Source organism: Georgenia yuyongxinii, from assembly GCF_006352065.1.
In the GTDB taxonomy this organism is placed as follows: domain Bacteria; phylum Actinomycetota; class Actinomycetes; order Actinomycetales; family Actinomycetaceae; genus Georgenia; species Georgenia yuyongxinii.
This window is the reverse complement of the sequence record NZ_CP040915.1, coordinates 2,068,809-2,084,173: the sequence shown is the minus strand read 5'-3', so window position 1 is coordinate 2,084,173 and position 15,365 is coordinate 2,068,809. Positions and strand designations below refer to the sequence as shown.

21 protein-coding genes are annotated in these 15,365 nt (G+C 68.0%); 1 reads left to right on the top strand and 20 read right to left on the bottom strand.

Translation table 11 applies throughout. The features are described 5' to 3' along the window. The first annotated feature begins 15 nt into the window (after positions 1-15). On the top strand, positions 16-342 hold the full coding sequence (locus FE374_RS09400; RefSeq protein WP_139928504.1) for a hypothetical protein: 327 nt from the start codon (positions 16-18) through the stop codon (positions 340-342). Positions 343-431: 89 nt separating this feature from the next. On the opposite strand, the gene FE374_RS09395 is transcribed toward FE374_RS09400, so the two are convergent. The 20 genes from FE374_RS09395 to FE374_RS09305 form a co-directional block, all read right to left on the bottom strand. Further along, a complete protein-coding gene (locus FE374_RS09395; protein WP_139928502.1) occupies positions 432-803 on the bottom strand; it encodes a hypothetical protein in 372 nt (123 codons plus the stop codon). A gap of 11 nt (positions 804-814) precedes the next feature. Beyond that, positions 815-3,052 (bottom strand): phage tail protein, encoded by a 2,238-nt coding sequence (locus FE374_RS09390; RefSeq protein WP_139928500.1) that lies wholly within the window; start codon positions 3,050-3,052, stop codon positions 815-817. Positions 3,053-3,192: 140 nt separating this feature from the next. Further along, complete coding sequence (locus FE374_RS09385) at positions 3,193-3,474, bottom strand: hypothetical protein (protein ID WP_139928498.1); 282 nt, start codon at positions 3,472-3,474, stop codon at positions 3,193-3,195. A gap of 18 nt (positions 3,475-3,492) precedes the next feature. Beyond that, positions 3,493-3,900 carry an HK97 gp10 family phage protein gene (locus FE374_RS09380; RefSeq protein WP_139928497.1) on the bottom strand — a complete coding sequence of 136 codons (408 nt, stop codon included), beginning with the start codon at positions 3,898-3,900 and terminating at the stop codon, positions 3,493-3,495. A 2-nt stretch (positions 3,901-3,902) separates the two neighbouring features. Further along, positions 3,903-4,334, bottom strand: coding sequence for a hypothetical protein (locus FE374_RS09375; RefSeq protein WP_139928495.1), 432 nt, complete (start codon positions 4,332-4,334; stop codon positions 3,903-3,905). Positions 4,335-4,351: 17 nt separating this feature from the next. Beyond that, positions 4,352-4,762 carry a hypothetical protein gene (locus FE374_RS09370; RefSeq protein ID WP_139928493.1) on the bottom strand — a complete coding sequence of 137 codons (411 nt, stop codon included), beginning with the start codon at positions 4,760-4,762 and terminating at the stop codon, positions 4,352-4,354. Positions 4,763-4,772: 10 nt separating this feature from the next. Then, complete coding sequence (locus FE374_RS09365; RefSeq protein ID WP_139928491.1) at positions 4,773-5,141, bottom strand: hypothetical protein; 369 nt, start codon at positions 5,139-5,141, stop codon at positions 4,773-4,775. Next, entirely contained in the window at positions 5,138-5,440 is a 303-nt protein-coding gene (locus tag FE374_RS09360) for a hypothetical protein (protein WP_139928489.1), read from the bottom strand. The genes FE374_RS09365 and FE374_RS09360 overlap by 4 nt, the downstream gene beginning before the upstream one ends. Positions 5,441-5,442: 2 nt before the next feature. After that, the gene (locus tag FE374_RS09355; RefSeq protein ID WP_139928487.1) at positions 5,443-6,963 is read right to left on the bottom strand and encodes an HK97 family phage prohead protease; all 1,521 of its coding nucleotides are present in this window, start codon (positions 6,961-6,963) and stop codon (positions 5,443-5,445) included. Next, positions 6,960-8,084: a phage portal protein gene (locus FE374_RS09350; protein WP_139928485.1), complete on the bottom strand. Its 1,125-nt coding sequence runs from the start codon at positions 8,082-8,084 to the stop codon at positions 6,960-6,962. Before FE374_RS09350 ends, FE374_RS09355 begins: the two co-directional genes overlap by 4 nt. An 81-nt stretch (positions 8,085-8,165) precedes the next feature. Continuing rightward, positions 8,166-9,608 carry a terminase large subunit domain-containing protein gene (locus tag FE374_RS09345; RefSeq protein WP_139928483.1) on the bottom strand — a complete coding sequence of 481 codons (1,443 nt, stop codon included), beginning with the start codon at positions 9,606-9,608 and terminating at the stop codon, positions 8,166-8,168. Then, positions 9,609-9,857, bottom strand: coding sequence for a hypothetical protein (locus FE374_RS09340; RefSeq protein ID WP_139928481.1), 249 nt, complete (start codon positions 9,855-9,857; stop codon positions 9,609-9,611). A 126-nt stretch (positions 9,858-9,983) separates the two neighbouring features. Next, on the bottom strand, positions 9,984-10,235 hold the full coding sequence (locus tag FE374_RS20295; RefSeq protein WP_139928479.1) for an HNH endonuclease: 252 nt from the start codon (positions 10,233-10,235) through the stop codon (positions 9,984-9,986). Between the two features lie 198 nt (positions 10,236-10,433). After that, positions 10,434-11,363, bottom strand: a complete 930-nt coding sequence (locus FE374_RS09330; RefSeq protein ID WP_139928477.1) for a hypothetical protein — start codon at positions 11,361-11,363, stop codon at positions 10,434-10,436. Beyond that, the gene (locus tag FE374_RS09325) at positions 11,363-11,821 is read right to left on the bottom strand and encodes a hypothetical protein (RefSeq protein ID WP_139928475.1); all 459 of its coding nucleotides are present in this window, start codon (positions 11,819-11,821) and stop codon (positions 11,363-11,365) included. The genes FE374_RS09330 and FE374_RS09325 overlap by 1 nt, the downstream gene beginning before the upstream one ends. Before the next feature lie 2 nt (positions 11,822-11,823). Beyond that, complete coding sequence (locus tag FE374_RS09320) at positions 11,824-12,564, bottom strand: helix-turn-helix domain-containing protein (protein ID WP_168205648.1); 741 nt, start codon at positions 12,562-12,564, stop codon at positions 11,824-11,826. Next, positions 12,561-12,848, bottom strand: a complete 288-nt coding sequence (locus tag FE374_RS19165; RefSeq protein WP_168205647.1) for a hypothetical protein — start codon at positions 12,846-12,848, stop codon at positions 12,561-12,563. Before FE374_RS19165 ends, FE374_RS09320 begins: the two co-directional genes overlap by 4 nt. Beyond that, on the bottom strand, positions 12,845-13,030 hold the full coding sequence (locus tag FE374_RS09315; protein ID WP_139928471.1) for a hypothetical protein: 186 nt from the start codon (positions 13,028-13,030) through the stop codon (positions 12,845-12,847). The genes FE374_RS19165 and FE374_RS09315 overlap by 4 nt, the downstream gene beginning before the upstream one ends. Further along, the gene (locus FE374_RS09310; RefSeq protein WP_223173686.1) at positions 13,027-13,254 is read right to left on the bottom strand and encodes a helix-turn-helix domain-containing protein; all 228 of its coding nucleotides are present in this window, start codon (positions 13,252-13,254) and stop codon (positions 13,027-13,029) included. Before FE374_RS09310 ends, FE374_RS09315 begins: the two co-directional genes overlap by 4 nt. Before the next feature lie 612 nt (positions 13,255-13,866). Continuing rightward, positions 13,867-14,982 (bottom strand): tyrosine-type recombinase/integrase, encoded by a 1,116-nt coding sequence (locus tag FE374_RS09305; RefSeq protein WP_139928469.1) that lies wholly within the window; start codon positions 14,980-14,982, stop codon positions 13,867-13,869. Between the last annotated feature and the right edge of the window lie 383 nt (positions 14,983-15,365).

Sequence of the window (15,365 nt, the reverse complement as noted above, 5' to 3'; positions counted from 1 at the left end):
GGAAAGAGCAGGACCATGCACAACGCTACACAGACCGAGCAGCTCGCAACTGACATCGAGTTCCTCGAGGCGCTCGGCGTCGACGTCCGATGGGACGAGGACCTCGCGGACACCGACGAGATCGTCGAACTGACCCGCTACCTCGACGAGGACGCCTGGTACGAGATGGACCTCAACCCGGCGATGCCGTCCGACCGGCTCGCGACCGTCGTCGACTGGGTGCTGACCATCGTGATCCTCGGCAACGACATGCCGGCCGACCAGGTGCCGGCGTGGCAGATCTACCCCGCAGACGACGACGGTCCGGCGCAGGCCCGCTGCGGGTGGCAGTGGCTCGGCTGACCTTCGCGCACGCGCACGCGTAGAGCACCGCAACATCGGCAACAATGCACCGCCCCCGGCCGGGACCACCACCGGCCGGGGGCGGCGGTCTATACGGCCTCGGACCAGGACACCTCGGTCACGGTCAATGACACGTCCGCGATCTTGTCCGTCGAGGGGATCTCGTCGACCTGGGTGCCCATGTAGGTGCCGAACATCTTGTGGCCTCGGTTGTCGCGCACGCACAGCAGGACCCCGACGCGGTCCTCCAGCCACCGGGTCTGCTCCTGGGTGAGGGCCGGAAGGCCAAGCGACCATGAACGGTTGGCCCCGGCGCGGCGCATCACCCGCACTCGACCACCGGCGCCGCGCACGAATCGGCCTGGGGCTTCCTCGAGGCGGGAGAAGCCGTCAATCGTGTCCACCCCCAGCCGGTCGGACGGGTCCGCCACCACGTTGAACATCAGCTTGTCGAAACTCACCACGGCCATGCTTACCGCCTCACTCCTCGCCTTGCGTGGTTCAGTTGCTCCCGGGCGGACGCGGTGCCGACAGCCCCCGCCCCCGCGAGGACCGCGTCAGCGATGCCTCGGATGGACTTCTCGGACAGGTCCAGCGGTGCGGTGGTGTGCCCGCCGTCCATGGCCGGGTTGGTGTTCGACCCCGCCGCGCCCCACCGGCTCGCCGACGTGGACGACGCCGACGTGCCCACCTGCAGGGGCGCCATGGGGGTCCTGGCGACCTCAGCGGACACGCCCTCCAAGGTGCGGCGCAGGTTCGGGATCTCCGACCGGAGACCGTCCTGCAGGCCCTGCATGATCCACTTACCCGCGTTGACCAGCAGGTTCAGGTCGTACGCCTTCGGGCCCTTGTTGTCGGCGATCCAGTCAGCGATGCCGCCGACCCAGTCCTTGACCGCCTCCCACTTCGCCTTCAGCCCGTTCCACAGCCCCTCGATAATGTTCTTGCCCGCGTTGATCAGCAGGCGGCTGAGGTCACCGAGGCCGGACAGGATTTTCCCGGGCAGCTCCTTGACCCAGTCGACGAGCTGCATGAACTTCTCTACCGCAGCGTCCTTAATGCCGAGCACCCAGATACCGATCTGGATCGCGATGTTCGCGATCGCGGCGAGCCCGTCTACGAACCGCTGCGGGATGCCCTTGACCCAGTCGACCAGGGCGTTCCACTTCTCGGTGGCGGTGGTCTTGATGGAGTCCCAATGCTGGATCAGCAGCCCCAGGAGAGTCCAGTTCATGAAGAAGTCGGTGACCTTGCCGGGGATGCCCCGGAAGAAGTCCAGGACGCCGTTCCACTTGTCGGTGGCGGTGTTCTTGATCGACGTCCAGGTGTCCGACAGCCACGTCGCGAACGTGGACAGCCCGGAGGTGATGGTGTCCCACGCCGCCGACAGGGCCGGCACGAGGGTGTCGGTGAACCACGTCTTGACGGCCTCGACCGCGCCCTGGATGGCAGCCCAGGCAGTCTCGACGATGGCCTTGCCGGTCTCGGTCTGGGTGAAGAAGTACACCAGCCCGGCCACCAGACCCGCGATGGCCAGGACGATCAGCCCGATGGGGTTCGCGGCCATCACGGCGTTGAACGCCACCTGCACGGCCTGGGCGGCGACGGTGGCGGCCTTCCAGATCGCCATGACCTGCACGTACCCCTGGTAGGCAACCACCATGGTGCCCACGGTGACGGCGAGGGCGGCGAGCCAGTCCTTGTTGTTGTTGATCCACGTCCCGGCGTCCATCAGGCCCGGGACGAGGGTGCCGGTGATCCACTCACCCATGGCCTGCAGGGCGGGCACCACGGTCCCCTGCACCCAAGTGGCCAGGTCCTGCAGGGCGGGCAGGACGTTGTCCCGCAGCCAGCCGCCCAGTGACTGCAGCGCCGGGACCGCAGACGTCTCGATCCAGGCGGTGAGGGCCTCGAACGCCGGGCCCAGACGGTCGGACACCCACGCGGTCACCGCCGTGAGGATGGGCAGCAGGTACATGCCCAGAGTGGCGGTGATGTTCCCGAGCTTGGCCTTGAGCCGTTCCTGCTGACCGGCCAGGGTGTTGGACTCCTTGGCGAAGTTGCCGTGCGCGTCCGCGGTCTGGTCCATGATCAGCGCCAGGGTCGCGGCCTGGTTCGCCTCGGCGGACAGCGCCCCGCCGACCTTCTCAAACCCCATCTCCGCGGCCTTGGCGTCGATGGCCGCCTGATTCAGGCTCACCCCGAACTTCTCGATGGGGTCCCGCTCGCCCTTCAGCGCCGACGACAGCGCCCCGACAGCGTCAGCGGTGGTCCCACCGAACATGGACGCCAGGTCGGCACCGAGGGTGATGAGGTTGTTCGTCTTCGGGCCGAGCTCATCCATGGCGGTGCCGCCATTCTTCAGCTGCGTCCCGATCAGCGTGCCGAGCTCGTTGTACTGGTTGCGGGTCAGGCCGGCCGCCTCCGCGGCACCCTTGGCCCACTCGTGGATCTGCCCGGCGGAGTCCTTAAACACGGTGTCCACGGCGCCGATGGACTGCTCGAGCTCACCGGCGGCACCGACCGCCTTGACGCCCAGGGCGGTGAGGCCCGCCGCGGCGGCGGCGAGCCCGACAGCAGCAGCCTTGCCGAGGGCGGCGAACCCGGCCCCGAGCTTGGACAGACCCGTCTCCTGGGACAGTCCCCGCATCGCGGAGGAGAACTTCTTGGTGTCCGCCAGGACAGAGATCTGGATGGTCTGACCTGCCACGGGTCACCTCCTCTTGCGGTTGGCCTTGTTGTGCTCGCGCACCAGGGCGTCTCGTTCGATCAGGGTCAAAGCCCGGTACTCGGTGGGGCTGAGGCGCATGTGCACGACGAACATGGCCATGTCCTCAGCCCACCGGCGGGCTACTTCGTCCGGGTCTTCGCCGGCTTCGCCGAGCCACCGTCCAAAGGGGCGTCGGTGACCTCCTGACCGAGGCCGAGGATGGTGTTCGCGTCCTCGATGGTCAGTTCCTGGGCGGCGTTCCAGGAGAACTTGGCGTCCTCGCGGCGCTTGGCGACGAACGCGAGCGCGGCCAGGGCGAGGCCCTTGGGTGCCTTCTCGTCACCGATGGTGGAGATGGGCTGCCCGGACAGCTCCTCGACCTTGGCGATCTCTCCGAGCGTGAGGCGGTTGATGTCGATCATGGTTCCTCCGTGTGGTGGTCAGGTGAGGTCGTGCTTCTTGAGCAGGTCTCCCAGCCCGTCGTTCAGGGCGGAGAAGATCTGCGAGCGGGTGGCTTGCAGCGCGTCCGCGAGGAACGGGTGCGCGGCGATGTTGCGGGCGGGCCACCCGTAGTGGATGACCCCGGCGTACGGGGCGCGGGCCCCGCCGGCCCGCACGACTGCTTTGGTCTTGCCCCGACCGGCCCGCAGCGAACCGGACAGGCGGCCGGAGATGATCGGTGAGCGTGGCTGGGCGGCGCGGACGACGATCAGGCCCAGGGCGTGCATGAGGTCCTTCATGTCCTGGGAGGAAGCGCCAGCGGCTTCCATCGCCCGGACGGTCTTCCTCAGCCCCTCGACTTTGATCTTCACCGGCCCGTCGGTGGTGAAGTCGCCCGCGCCCGCCATGGTCAGGCCCCGCCGACGTCCAGCGTGGGGCCGGTGACGACGTCGAGGCGGGTCTCGAAGGTGTACTCCCCCGTGGCGGACGCCTCGCCACCGACCGACGGCTTCGGCCCGATCTTGCAGGTGCCGATGAAGTGCGGCTCGCTGTCGGTGGGGTCGGCGTTGCCGTGCGGAGCGTAGGTGAACGCCACCGTCTCGCCGGTGTTGTCCCACAGGTACCGCCAGAAGCTGGTGGCGGCGGTGGACTGGATCGCGGACAGGGTGAAGAACCACTGCCGGGAGTCGTCGACCTGGGCGGCGTTCTCGAAGGTGATGACACCGTCGCCGGAGGTCTCCTCGTTCTCCAGGACGACGCTGGTCGCGTCTGCCCAGAAGTCCTCGGCCGGGGAGCCGAACTTCAGTGCGAGCTTGTTGCCCTTGATGCGGGTAGAGCCCATGAGGGGGCCTCCGTTCCTTACTCGGTGACCCTCAGTGGGCCGGAGATGATGAACAGGCGAGCGTCAAAGCTGTACTCGCCGTCAGGGGACGCGGCACCACCCAGGGAAGGGCGGGCCGGCATCTGGACGATCCCCGTGAAGTGGGGCTCGTCCACGGTCGGGATGGGGTTGCCGTGCGGGGCGTAACCGAACGGGTGCATCTCCCCGGCGTGGTCGAACAGGAACGTCCAGAACGACCCGGGCGCGGTGGACTGGATCGCCGAGACGTCGAAGAACCACTCCTCACGGGCCCGGTACCCGCCGGCCAGCAGCGGCACGTAGGTCCGGTCCGCGTCCATGACGACCTCGGACAGGTCAGCCCAGAAGTCGGCCTCGCCGTCGCCGAGGCGAAAGCTGAGCCGGTTGGACTTGATCCGGGTCGACCCCACAGCGCCTCCCTCAGAGCCTGATGTGCTTGAGCACTTCGACGGTCGTGGACATGTACTGGGCGTTGTTCGCCTGGAGCATCGCGGGCTGGTCGACCCGCTCCAGGCCGAACCCGTCGGCGCCCTCGACCCCGGCCACGGCCTTGACGATCAGCTCGTCCAGTACCGTGGTGGCGGTCGCGTTCGCCGCGGTGGGCGTCACCAGCAGCACGGTGAACCGCAGCGTGTACGACCCGTAGGTGTCCCCGCCCTCGAGGTACGGGGTGCCGGGAGTGAGGATCGCGACCGGAGGGTTGATTCGTTCGGGCAAGTGCGCCTCGACCTGCAGACCAGCCCCCGAGAGCGCGGCGGCCAGCGTGGTGCGGTGGTCGGTCAGGCTCATGCGAACCCCCCACCGACGTACCGGGTCAGCAGCGGGTACGCACCGACCATCGGGTCGCGGGCGACGCGTACTGCGGTGCCATCGAGGCTGGCGAACTGGGCGACCCCGTTGGGGGCGCTGCGACGGTGGTACAGCTCGCTGCCAACCTCCAGGGTGGCGCGGCGGATGACCTCAGCGGGCACCGTCGCGTCACCGACGAACTGGGCGACGAGGCTCGCGGCCTCGGCCCAGCACGACTCGACGTAGGTCGCGTCACCCTCGTGGGCGCCTACGTACTTCTGGAGGTCGGCAGCGGTCACAGTCAGGCCGCCTCGACGACCGGGACGATCGCGGCGGGGATCTCCGCCGCCAGGGCGCTGTACAGGTAGACGCTGAAGTCCTTGGACAGGTTGATGATGTTCTCGTCCTGCAGGCGCACCGCGGGGCTGTTGTAGGACCGGATGGCGAGCCGGTTCACGAACGCGGCACCCGGGGCCGCCTGCTTGGCGTTCAGCCGCACCGGGATCGTGGCGAGCGACCCGGAGATGGCCTTGACATCGAGGGAGCCGACAGTGTTCGCGCCGGACCCGTCGACGCTCATCATCGGGCGGCCGTCACTACCGGTGAAGCCCAGCAGCGTCTTGAAGATCGTCTTGTCCACGACCAGGGCGTCGAGGGAGACTCCGAGGTCCTCGTACTTCTCAGCGGCGTCCACGACGGCACCGAGCCAGTCGGTGTAGTCCGCGGCGGCGGGGATCTCGACCGTGTTGCCGGCGGAGGTCTGTGCGGCCACCTGGGCGGCGTAGAAGGTGCGGAACGCGGCGTTGAGGGCCTTGCCGGTGGCGATGGACTGGGCGCGCAGGTTGTGGTCGAGGATGGCCACGGAGGACCGCTCGATCTCCTGCCGGGTCAGCTGCGTGTACCCGCCGTAGGTCTTCACCGGGGCGGTGGCCGTGGTGACCGTCACCTTGCCGTACGGCAGGTCCTTGCCCTCGCCGCCCTGGTCGCCGACCACGGCTGTGTTCTCACCCAGGACGGCGTACTCGATGAAGTTACCCTCGGCCGGGAGGTTGCCGGTGGAGAACAGCCCACGCAGGGTGGCGGCCTCGTCGACCAGGCGGGTCAGGTCACCGACCCAGCCGTTCTTCGCGACCGTGTCGGCGGTCGTGCCACCGGTGTAGGCGCGCAGCTCGGCCTCGTCACCGGAGGCGATGGCCTTGAGCACCTCACCGGCGGAGCGGGTGTCCACCACCGGCTCGGTGGGCTTGTCGGTCTGGATCATGCGAACCTCACGGTCGAGGTCCTCGATGGATGCGCGGACCTGCTCCAGGTCCGCGGCAGTCACGTTGTCGGGCATGTCTGCCCCTTCCTGGCGCTGGTGCGCCTCGTCGGAGGGCCGCTCACGGACCTCACTGATGGATGCCCCCGCATAAGCGGGGAACGGCACGACCGAGACCTCCCGGACGTTGACCTTCGTGCGGGTGACCAACCCGTCTTCCTCGGTGCGTGCCTCCACCGGGCGGAACCCGACCGAGAACTTCGTCAGCACCTCGTCCCGCAGCAACGTGAGGACCTCGTCCCCGCGGGCGGTCTCTGAGATGCGGGCGGTGATCTCCCACCCGGCGTCGGTGTCCTCGGCGCGGATCACCCGGCCGATGGGCTCGGCGTGCCCGTAGAACAGCAGCGCCTCGTCGGAGTCCACGACGGACCCTCGGGCGAACTGCTCCCTGTAGCCGGCCAGGTCCGTGGGCTGCTCCCACGGCACCGCGATACCGACGACCTCACGGGCCTCCACATCGGAGGCCGTGAACGTCGCCTCCCGCGTCAACAGCTCTTCGCTCATCGGTGGGGCTCCCTCATTGGCAGTGGCTTGAGGCCCTCGATGGCACGGACCTCGTCAACGGTGAGGAACCCGGCCTCGATGGCGATCTTGTGGGCGTCGTACCGGGCCTTCGTCGAGGGGCGCAGCACGGCGTCAAGGTTGAACCGGGCCTCGGTGCCACGGGGCAGCAGAGTGGAGATCGCTTCCTCGATCTCGCGCAGGTACTGCACCAACGTCCACCGGGCGAACGACAGGTCCGCGTCCGCGACGTTCTGGTAAGTCATCGCCGCCCCGTCGACCGTGGCGAGCATCAACGACGCAGGGATGCCGAACAGGCGGGCGATCTCCGTGACCGTGTACCGGCGCGACTCAAGGAACTGGGCGTCCTTCGGGGACAGCATGATCGGCGAGTACGCGATCCCGGCCCCCAGGACCGCGGGGCCGTTCTTGTGGGACTGCTGCTCCATCCACTGCTTCTTGTACTGCGCCGCCTGATCCGGCGCGAGGACCTGCTCGGTGGACAGCACTCCGTTGGGCACACCGGCGGTGTTGAACCACTCGGCGGCGTAGTCGCGCAGATCGAGCACGCCGGCCAGGTCGGCGCGGGCGGCCTGGATCGGGCCGAGGCCGTACCGGGCGCCTGGCACCCGCAGCAGGGCGAGGTGCTGCACCTGCCAGTCCTGCAGCGGCCGCTGGTTCTGGTAGCCGTAGGTGCCGTCCTCGTTGATCACGACGTCATGCGGGTTCAGGACCGTCAGTGCCTGCACCGGGTCGGCTGCCGAGTCGCGGTGCACCCGCCAGAACGCGTTGCCGGTCACCGCCAGGCCTACCGTGGTCTGCTCGAAGAACGCCGACCGGGACACCTTGATGTCGGGGCGACGCACCCAGGCCGGGACGCGAGGCGAGGGCTCGTCACCGCGCCACACGTCCACCGTGAGCTGGGAGACACCGGTGGCCAAGATCGACACGGCCCGGTACACCGACGGCAGCGACAGCGCCGAGGCAGTCGAGAGGTCAGTCCTGGCAGGCGCTATGCGAGCCGTTGACGGGTCCGACGGCGGGGGCGTCTCTGCCCTGGCCTGAAGGTGAGCGGAATCGTCGGCTCCGAGGAGCCATGACTTTGACGACGCCCACCAGCCCATCCAGCCTCCAAGGAAGTGTCCTACCGCATACGCATAACTATACCGGCTAATGCAAGTCTATTCGCAGGGCGCGCCGGGGCTTTAGAAGATTTGCACCGGGACATCGGTCTCAACCTCGGCCGCCCACACTCCCAATGCCGTCGCAAGCACCGCGTCAATCTCGACCGAGGAATCCTTCCGGGAGATCCGGAACGCCTCGCCCACGTTCCGGCGCACCGTGCGAGGAATCTGCACCGACAACAGCCCGTCATTGCCGTGGCGCAATTCCCGGCGCACGACCTTGGAATAGAACAGGCTCGACGCATTCACGACGTCACCCTGAGTGCAGATGCGCACCTGCAGGCCCCGCCGCTTGAGCTCCCCGCCGAGATCCCGCAACGCGTACCCGTCCATCACGAACATGGACGGCGAGTGCACCGACAGTTGCGTGCACACCTGCAGCAGCCGCTCGAGCGTGGGGTTCACCAGCGACGCCACGACCTCGGTGTGCGTCACCCCGTCGACCTTCACGTTCGCGGTCACCGTGGCGAACCCCCAGTCCGGGGACCGGTCAACGGCAAACACCGGGCGCCCCTCGGGGAACGTCTCTCCATCCCCACGGCCGGCGGCCACCCACTGGTCCTGGGACAGGAACGAGGCGGCGGAGGAGTCGAGGAAGCGGTTGAGGCGGTACCTGATGACGTCGGGCTCGGGCATGGCGCGGATGTCGCTGATGAGGTTCTGGGCGTCGAGTCGCCCATCGGCCAGTGCCGGGTTCGCCGCCTTGAGGAACTCCAGCAGCTCGCCGTCGTCCTCAGGCACCCGTGACGCCGGGGCCTCCCAGATGAACGCCCCGAACCGCTCCAGGGTCGCCTCCCCGCCCGCGGCCCTCTTCGCCAGGTCGTACAGGCCCTTCAGCAGCGCCGACTCATCATCCCCGGCCGTGGTGATCCCCACCACGATCCCGTCCTTGCGGCCACCGGTGCCGTTGACCAGCGCCTGCCACACCTCCTCCCGGGCGATGTGCAGCTCGTCGAACAGGCCGAGCGAGACGGGCAGGCCCTGCACCGCGGCGGACTTCGCTGCCTTGATCTCGTACTTGCTGCCGTCCTTGGCCTGGATGCCGCGAGTGTCGGTCAGCCGCTCGAACCGGCGCTTGAGCGTGGGGTTCTGGTTGATCACGAACATGGTCCGGTCGTAGATGATCCGCGCCTGCTCCGCCGTCGACGCCACACCGATCACGAGCGCACCAGGGGCCCGCAGAAGGCCGTACAGACCCAGCAGTGCCCCGATCACAGACTTACCGTTCTGGCGCCCCAGAGACACCAGCACCTGCCTGTAACGCAACTCCCCGGCCCGCTCGTGCCCCGGCGGATACGTCTCCAGCATCCGACGCAGCAACTCCCGCTGCCACGCGTCCAACTCGATCCCCGCCGGCGACTCCGGGGTGCACCACGCCAGGTCCGCGAACCGCAACAGCCAGTCACCATCGGTGGTGAAGTCCTCCGACAGCGGCGGGGTCATCAACGCCGGTGCGAACACCACTCAGCGCCCCCGCTCGGCCAGGACCTCGTCCAACGGGTCCACCTCGCCCCGGTCCGACCGCGGGGCCAGCTTCTGCAGCGACCGATAGGCCAGACCGAACTGCGACAGCAGCGCCGGGGTCAGCTCCCCGCCGTCCAACTCCTTCGCCATCGCCTCGAGCATCACCAGCGCCGGGTCATGCTCCGGGCCCAACCACGGCGACGCCTTCTGGAACGACCTCAGCGACGACACGAACGTCCTGGCAGCCATCTGGCCACCTCCTCCGAATATTTGAAGCTTCACGCATGAAAACGACAGTTGGGGGCGGGGCTGCCGGGGCCCTGCTAAAGAAACGGGCCGATCTCGACTCGGCGGCGTTGACCAGCCTCGACCGAATCAGACGCTGGTCAGCCATTTGGTATTGACGTAGGGGACCCTGATCTGTTGGCGGTCCTGTTTGTACCCGTTGCACGTCCTGCAAGCTGCAATCAGATTCGATTCATCATCTGTTCCGCCGTTCGCTTTCGCGACGATGTGATCAACCGTGTCTGCTTCCCTGCCGCAGTACGCGCACGTGTAGCCGTCGCGCTGCAGGATTCTCAATCTGATTGCTTGCCATGCTGAACCGGCTGATGAATGTTTACTCATGGTGTTTGCCTCGCTTCCGCAGATGTTGAACTGCTCGCGCCGGTGATCCCGTCGGCTCCGCGTGGGGACGGGCCGGGGCTGGGCCTCGGGGGCATGGGGCGTGCGCGCATCGGTGGGGGCAGCGGTGTGCGCCTTGCTGCCCGGTAGGGGGGTGGGGGCATTTTGGGAGGGTGTGACCTGCCCTCGCCTGTGCCCCGCTCACAGCGTGCCCTTGCGCCATATGGCGTAGTGCTTGGCGCAGTACCCGCGGGCGTCGTGGGGCCTGTCGCAGCCGGGGACCTGGCACCCGGTGGCGGGCTGCTGCTTGGCCTCGGCGTACTGCATGTACTCGGCGGGGAGCCTGCCGCCGCGCAGCTGGGCCTGGTGGGTGTTGCACAGTCCCCGTGAGCGGTGGGGCCTGCCGCACCCCGGGATGTTGCAGAGGCGCCCGTTTACGTTGCCCCAGAGGCGTCGTTCCTTCTCGTAGTGGGGCCGGCACTGCCCGTTGATGTCGACGGGCTGGGTGCATAGGGGCTCGGAGCAGTACGGGGACGTCTCGGTGGTGTACGTGCTGCCCTGCTCGCGGGTGTAGGTCTCGGCCTGGCGGACCTTCTCGGCGAGGGCTTCGACACGGCCGACGACGTCGGCGGGGTCTCGGCTGGTCCAGTCGTCGCCGTGGATCGCGTGGCGGGGTAGCCACGCATCGCCGACTTCTGCCGTGAGGTAGTTGGTGGACGTCACGCCTCGGTGGTAGGCGTCTTGTTCTTCGACGGTCTTGGCGACGGTGCCGAAGTGCCACCGGGCCGACTTGCGGAGGGTGCGCCAGAGGGTCGCGGCCCACATGCCCTCGGGGTCGGGGCAGGGGACGGGCACGTACCAGTCGGCGACCTTCTGGGCCTCGATGAGCAGCCAGGTGTGGAGGTCGTCGCGCAACCACTTGTACCGGTGTGGGGCGTACAGCTTGGCGCCTTGCTCGGACCAGACCTTCTCGACGGTGCTGATGGTGGTGTCCGCCCATGCGACCTGCCAGTCCGCCGGTGGGGTGGTCGTCTCGGTGTCGCCCCACTGTGCCGCCCACGTCTCGTACTCCCACGCGCCCTCTGACCGCTCAGGGGTGTCGAGGGCGCGTGGGTCGTGCCGGCGTGACATCAGGCGGCGCCGAGCTGCTGCTGTTCACGCTGTGCCCGGCGCCAGGAGAGTGAGCGGAGGGGATCGTTGGGAGCGCGAGTGATCTGCACGGCTGCGCAGGCTTGCTGGTCGGCTTCTTCCGGGGTGGCACCGATCTTCACGGCACGCAGGAAGACCTGATGCCACTCGCTGTAGCAGTGGCCGGGCCGGTCGGCGATGGAGTCAGGAGGGGGTGGCACGGCCCCGCCGATGGCGTCGACCCTCTCCCGCCAGATGGTCTTGACGCGCTGGTTGATGTGGGCGGGCATGCACCAGTCGGTCGACTCGGCGAAGTGCTGCGCAACGGCGGTCTTGGCGTCCTCGTAGGTGACGTCAGGGTGGAGGGCGTCGGCCCATGCCATGGCGTCGGTCTTGCCGACGGTGCGACCGTTGAACGCGGCGACGTAGGTGAGGACCTTGGCGGCTTCGGAAGGCTTCATGGTCAGGCTCCTAGCAACTTGGTTTCGTGGCTGCTCTGGTACGGGAGTTGGCGTTCTTCGTACTGCTCTAGTTCGGCGACGACGTTCATGTGCTGCATGAGCTTCCGGTCGGACGTCGCGGCGGGCTGGTTTCGTGCTCCTCGGAACTCTCGGATTGAGTCCTCGTAGAAGCCTTCGCCCATGGCCTTCTTGAGCCAGGGACGCCACCGGCGGATCTTGTGGAATTCGATGAAGGGCTGAATCTCGTCTTCTGTGAGGTCTCGGAAGCCAGGAGATGCAGCGACAGCGACGTCGGTGATGGAAGGTGATGGAGAAGGTGATGGAACGTGATGGTTGAGGGCAACTGGTGCCCTAGCCCCGTGCACCTCATTCCCTAGCCCTAGGGCACTGGGTTCCCCAGGCTGGGGAATCTCATGCCCTAGGGCATCGGGTGCCCCAGCCCCGGCAGGTGTGGCGAGTCCGTACCGTGTGCGCTCGTGGTGCACCCTCGCCGCCATCACGGTCGGTCGCGAACGAGTGACCCAACCCGCCGTTTCGAGTCCGTTGAGATGCAACTGGACGGCGCGCCTGCTCAGCCCCGTCCACTTGGCGATGGTCGACAGGGAGGGCGTGAAGTCCGCGGGGATGGTCAGGTCCGGGTCCGTGCGGGTCGCCAGCGTGAGCCCGATCAGGCGTGCCGACGCCGGGAGGTCGGACGCGAGGAGTGCGCGTTCCCAGTCGAACCGCTGGGTCCGCTGGGTCACGCCGCCCGCTTCCCCCGCCAGAAGGCGCACACGCCCCCTGCGCGCCCCGGGCGGCGGGACTTGTGGTACCCGGCCACCTCGATGGTTCCGGCGCTGGCAGCGGCACGGAAGAGTGCTCCCCAGTGGTTGGGGTGGGGCGGGTCGATGACGCCCATCTCGGTGAGGTCGAAAGCGTCGAACGTGCGGCCGGTGGCGGCGAGGTCCTGGAGGGCACGCTCGGCGCTGTCCCGCCACCACGGGTCGGTGTTGTCCAGGACGGGCTGGAGGTCGGGCGTGGTGCTCATCGGCCACCTGCCCTCTTGCCGGCGAGGCGGTCCAGCTTCATGAGGTAGCCCATGAGCTTGTAGTCCGGCGGCTGGGAGCACTTGGGGCACTGCGACGGAGGGACGTGGCCCCCGTTCGTCTTGCAGTTGGCCACGTGACGGGTGGTGTTGTGCTGGGGGGTGGGGGTGTTCTGGGGGTTCACGCCGCACCCCCGATCCGGTGGCCCATCTGCTCGAGGTCTTCGACGCGGATGCGGATGAGGCGGGGGCCGACGCGTTCGGCGCTGAGGTGGTTCGTCGCGATCCACCTCCGGATGGTCCGCTCGGTCACCCCCTTGGCCGCTGCTGCTTCCTTGATGCTCACGTAGAGCGGGAGCGCGCCATTCCTGGGCGCAGTGTTGCGCATGCTCAGGGTCGTGTGTGCCATGCTTGATCGAGCCTCCTGTGAGGTGTTTGCGGCCCGTCCCCTGGGTTACTTGGCGGTTGTTCAGGGGGCGGGTCGTTCCTTGCCCGGATATCTACGTTCCTATCTGGACACAACTCATCGTAGGGGCCTAAATGCCACTCGTGTCATTCGCCCTGGCAGCCCCGGGGGCGTGGAACCGTGAATCCACAGAGGGCCCCACAAGGTGTGCATCGCTGCAGGTCAGGTGCCCAGGTGAACGGTCTGCGCGGCGCCGTCTAACATTTGCCAGCTGCTGGCATACAAGTTGTAGACGTCGCGTCTACGGCGATCACAGCCTCTGACCTGCCCCATTGCGCGGACGCATGGCCGCCTAGTAGACAAATGCGATACAAGCCGGCTCACGTTTGTCTAAGAATCCCGGTGCCCACTTTCGGATGCGCCGGCGGACGGAGAACGCAACGCGTTGCCAGGGGAGGCTGGTTTTCCACAGCCCTAAGAGTTCGCATTTCCCGGCGTGTCGCGCCTATCAGCGTGTCGTGTCGTCGTAGAACTTCTGGCCGTCCACAGGTAATTCAGGGGACAGCAGAACGCCCCAGCCACCTCGATGGGTGGCCGGGGCGTCTGGGGGTGGGTCTACTTCGCTTCGGCGATCTTGGACAGCAGGGCGGCGATCTCGGCGTCCCTGCCCTTCGCGGCGTGCTGGTAGCGCATGGCGGCGGCCGGGGTTGAGTGACCGAGGCGGGCCATCAGCTCGGCGAGCGTGGCGCCCGTCTGTGCGGCCAGGACGGCTCCGGTGTGCCGCAGGTCGTGGAACCGGAGGTCCGGCCGCTTGGCGGCGACGCGGGCCTTGTTGAAGTGCCACGCCAGCGAGGATGAGGCCATGTTCTCGCCGTCGGGGTTGGGGAACAGGAGGCCATCCCTCCCCCACTGTGCGTGCTCGCCGATGTGCGTCTTCAGCATGGGCACGAGGTGCGGCGGGATCGCCACGTCCCGGACGCCAGCCTCGGACTTGGGGGTGCCCACGATGACCTCGCCGTCAGCGCGGACAACGGCGCGGCGGACGCGGATGATGCCGTTCTTCAGGTCCACGTCCTTCCGGCGCAGCTCGGCCAACTCCCCGAACCGCATCGCGCACCACGCGGCGAGCATGACCATCGCCCGGAGTCGTTCGGGCATGGCCTTCGTCAGGGCCTCGAGCTCGGCGAGCGTGGCCGGCTCGATCTTCTTCACACGCTTGGAGTTGCCAGCGCCGCGGACCCGGCACGGCGAGGCGTCGATGACGTCCTCTGAAACGGCGGTGAGCGAGATGGTGCGCAGGAGGGAGTACGCGTGGGCGCGGTAGGTGGGGCCGGTGGCGGTGCCGAGGTCGGCGTGCCAGTCGGCGACGGCCACGGGCGTGATGTGCGCGAAGGGCACGTCCTCGAACCGGGGCAGGATGAAGTCGTCTAGCAGGCGTCGGTAGTGGGCGCGGGTGCGGGGCTTGAGGTCGCGGCGGCGGAGCCATGACTCGGCGTAGGTGCCGAAGGTCATCGGACCCTCGGCCTTGGCCTTCGCCCGGGCCTTGGGCGGGGCCCACGTCCCGGCGGCGATGAGGCGGCGCTCGTCGGCGAGCCATGCCTCGGCGTCCTCGCGGGCGTCGAAGGTGGACGGGGCGTAGTGCAGGGCGGCGTCCGGGCCGGTGTAGCCGGCCTGGTATCGCTTGGAGGGTAGGCGTCGGATCTGCCCGAACCCCCGCTTCTTCGCGGCCATGGGTGTCTCCTCGGGTCGTGTGCGTGGGGGCGGCGTGCAGGATACGTGCAGGATCAGAGTAACTTCTTGTCCTCTTGCGTCAACTCATGTCTCCCGTTACTGTTCCCCATAAGCGCAGGTCAGGTGGTCAAAGCGCAGGTCAGCCCCAGTGGCGACGAGAACCAGCCGCACTGGTTCGAGTCCAGTCGCGGGAGCCACCAGGCCCGGAACCTCAACGGTTCCGGGCCTTCTCGTTTGGGCTCGAAGTCGGTCCGTGACTGCTTCGGCGACGTAGGGGCGCGCCCAACCCAGACACCGAACCGCTCCTAAGCACGGGGCATCCGCCCCGGCGGCACCGTCCCGGCTGACGCCTCGGGAGTCGTACCGAGCAGAGCTGCAGTTTC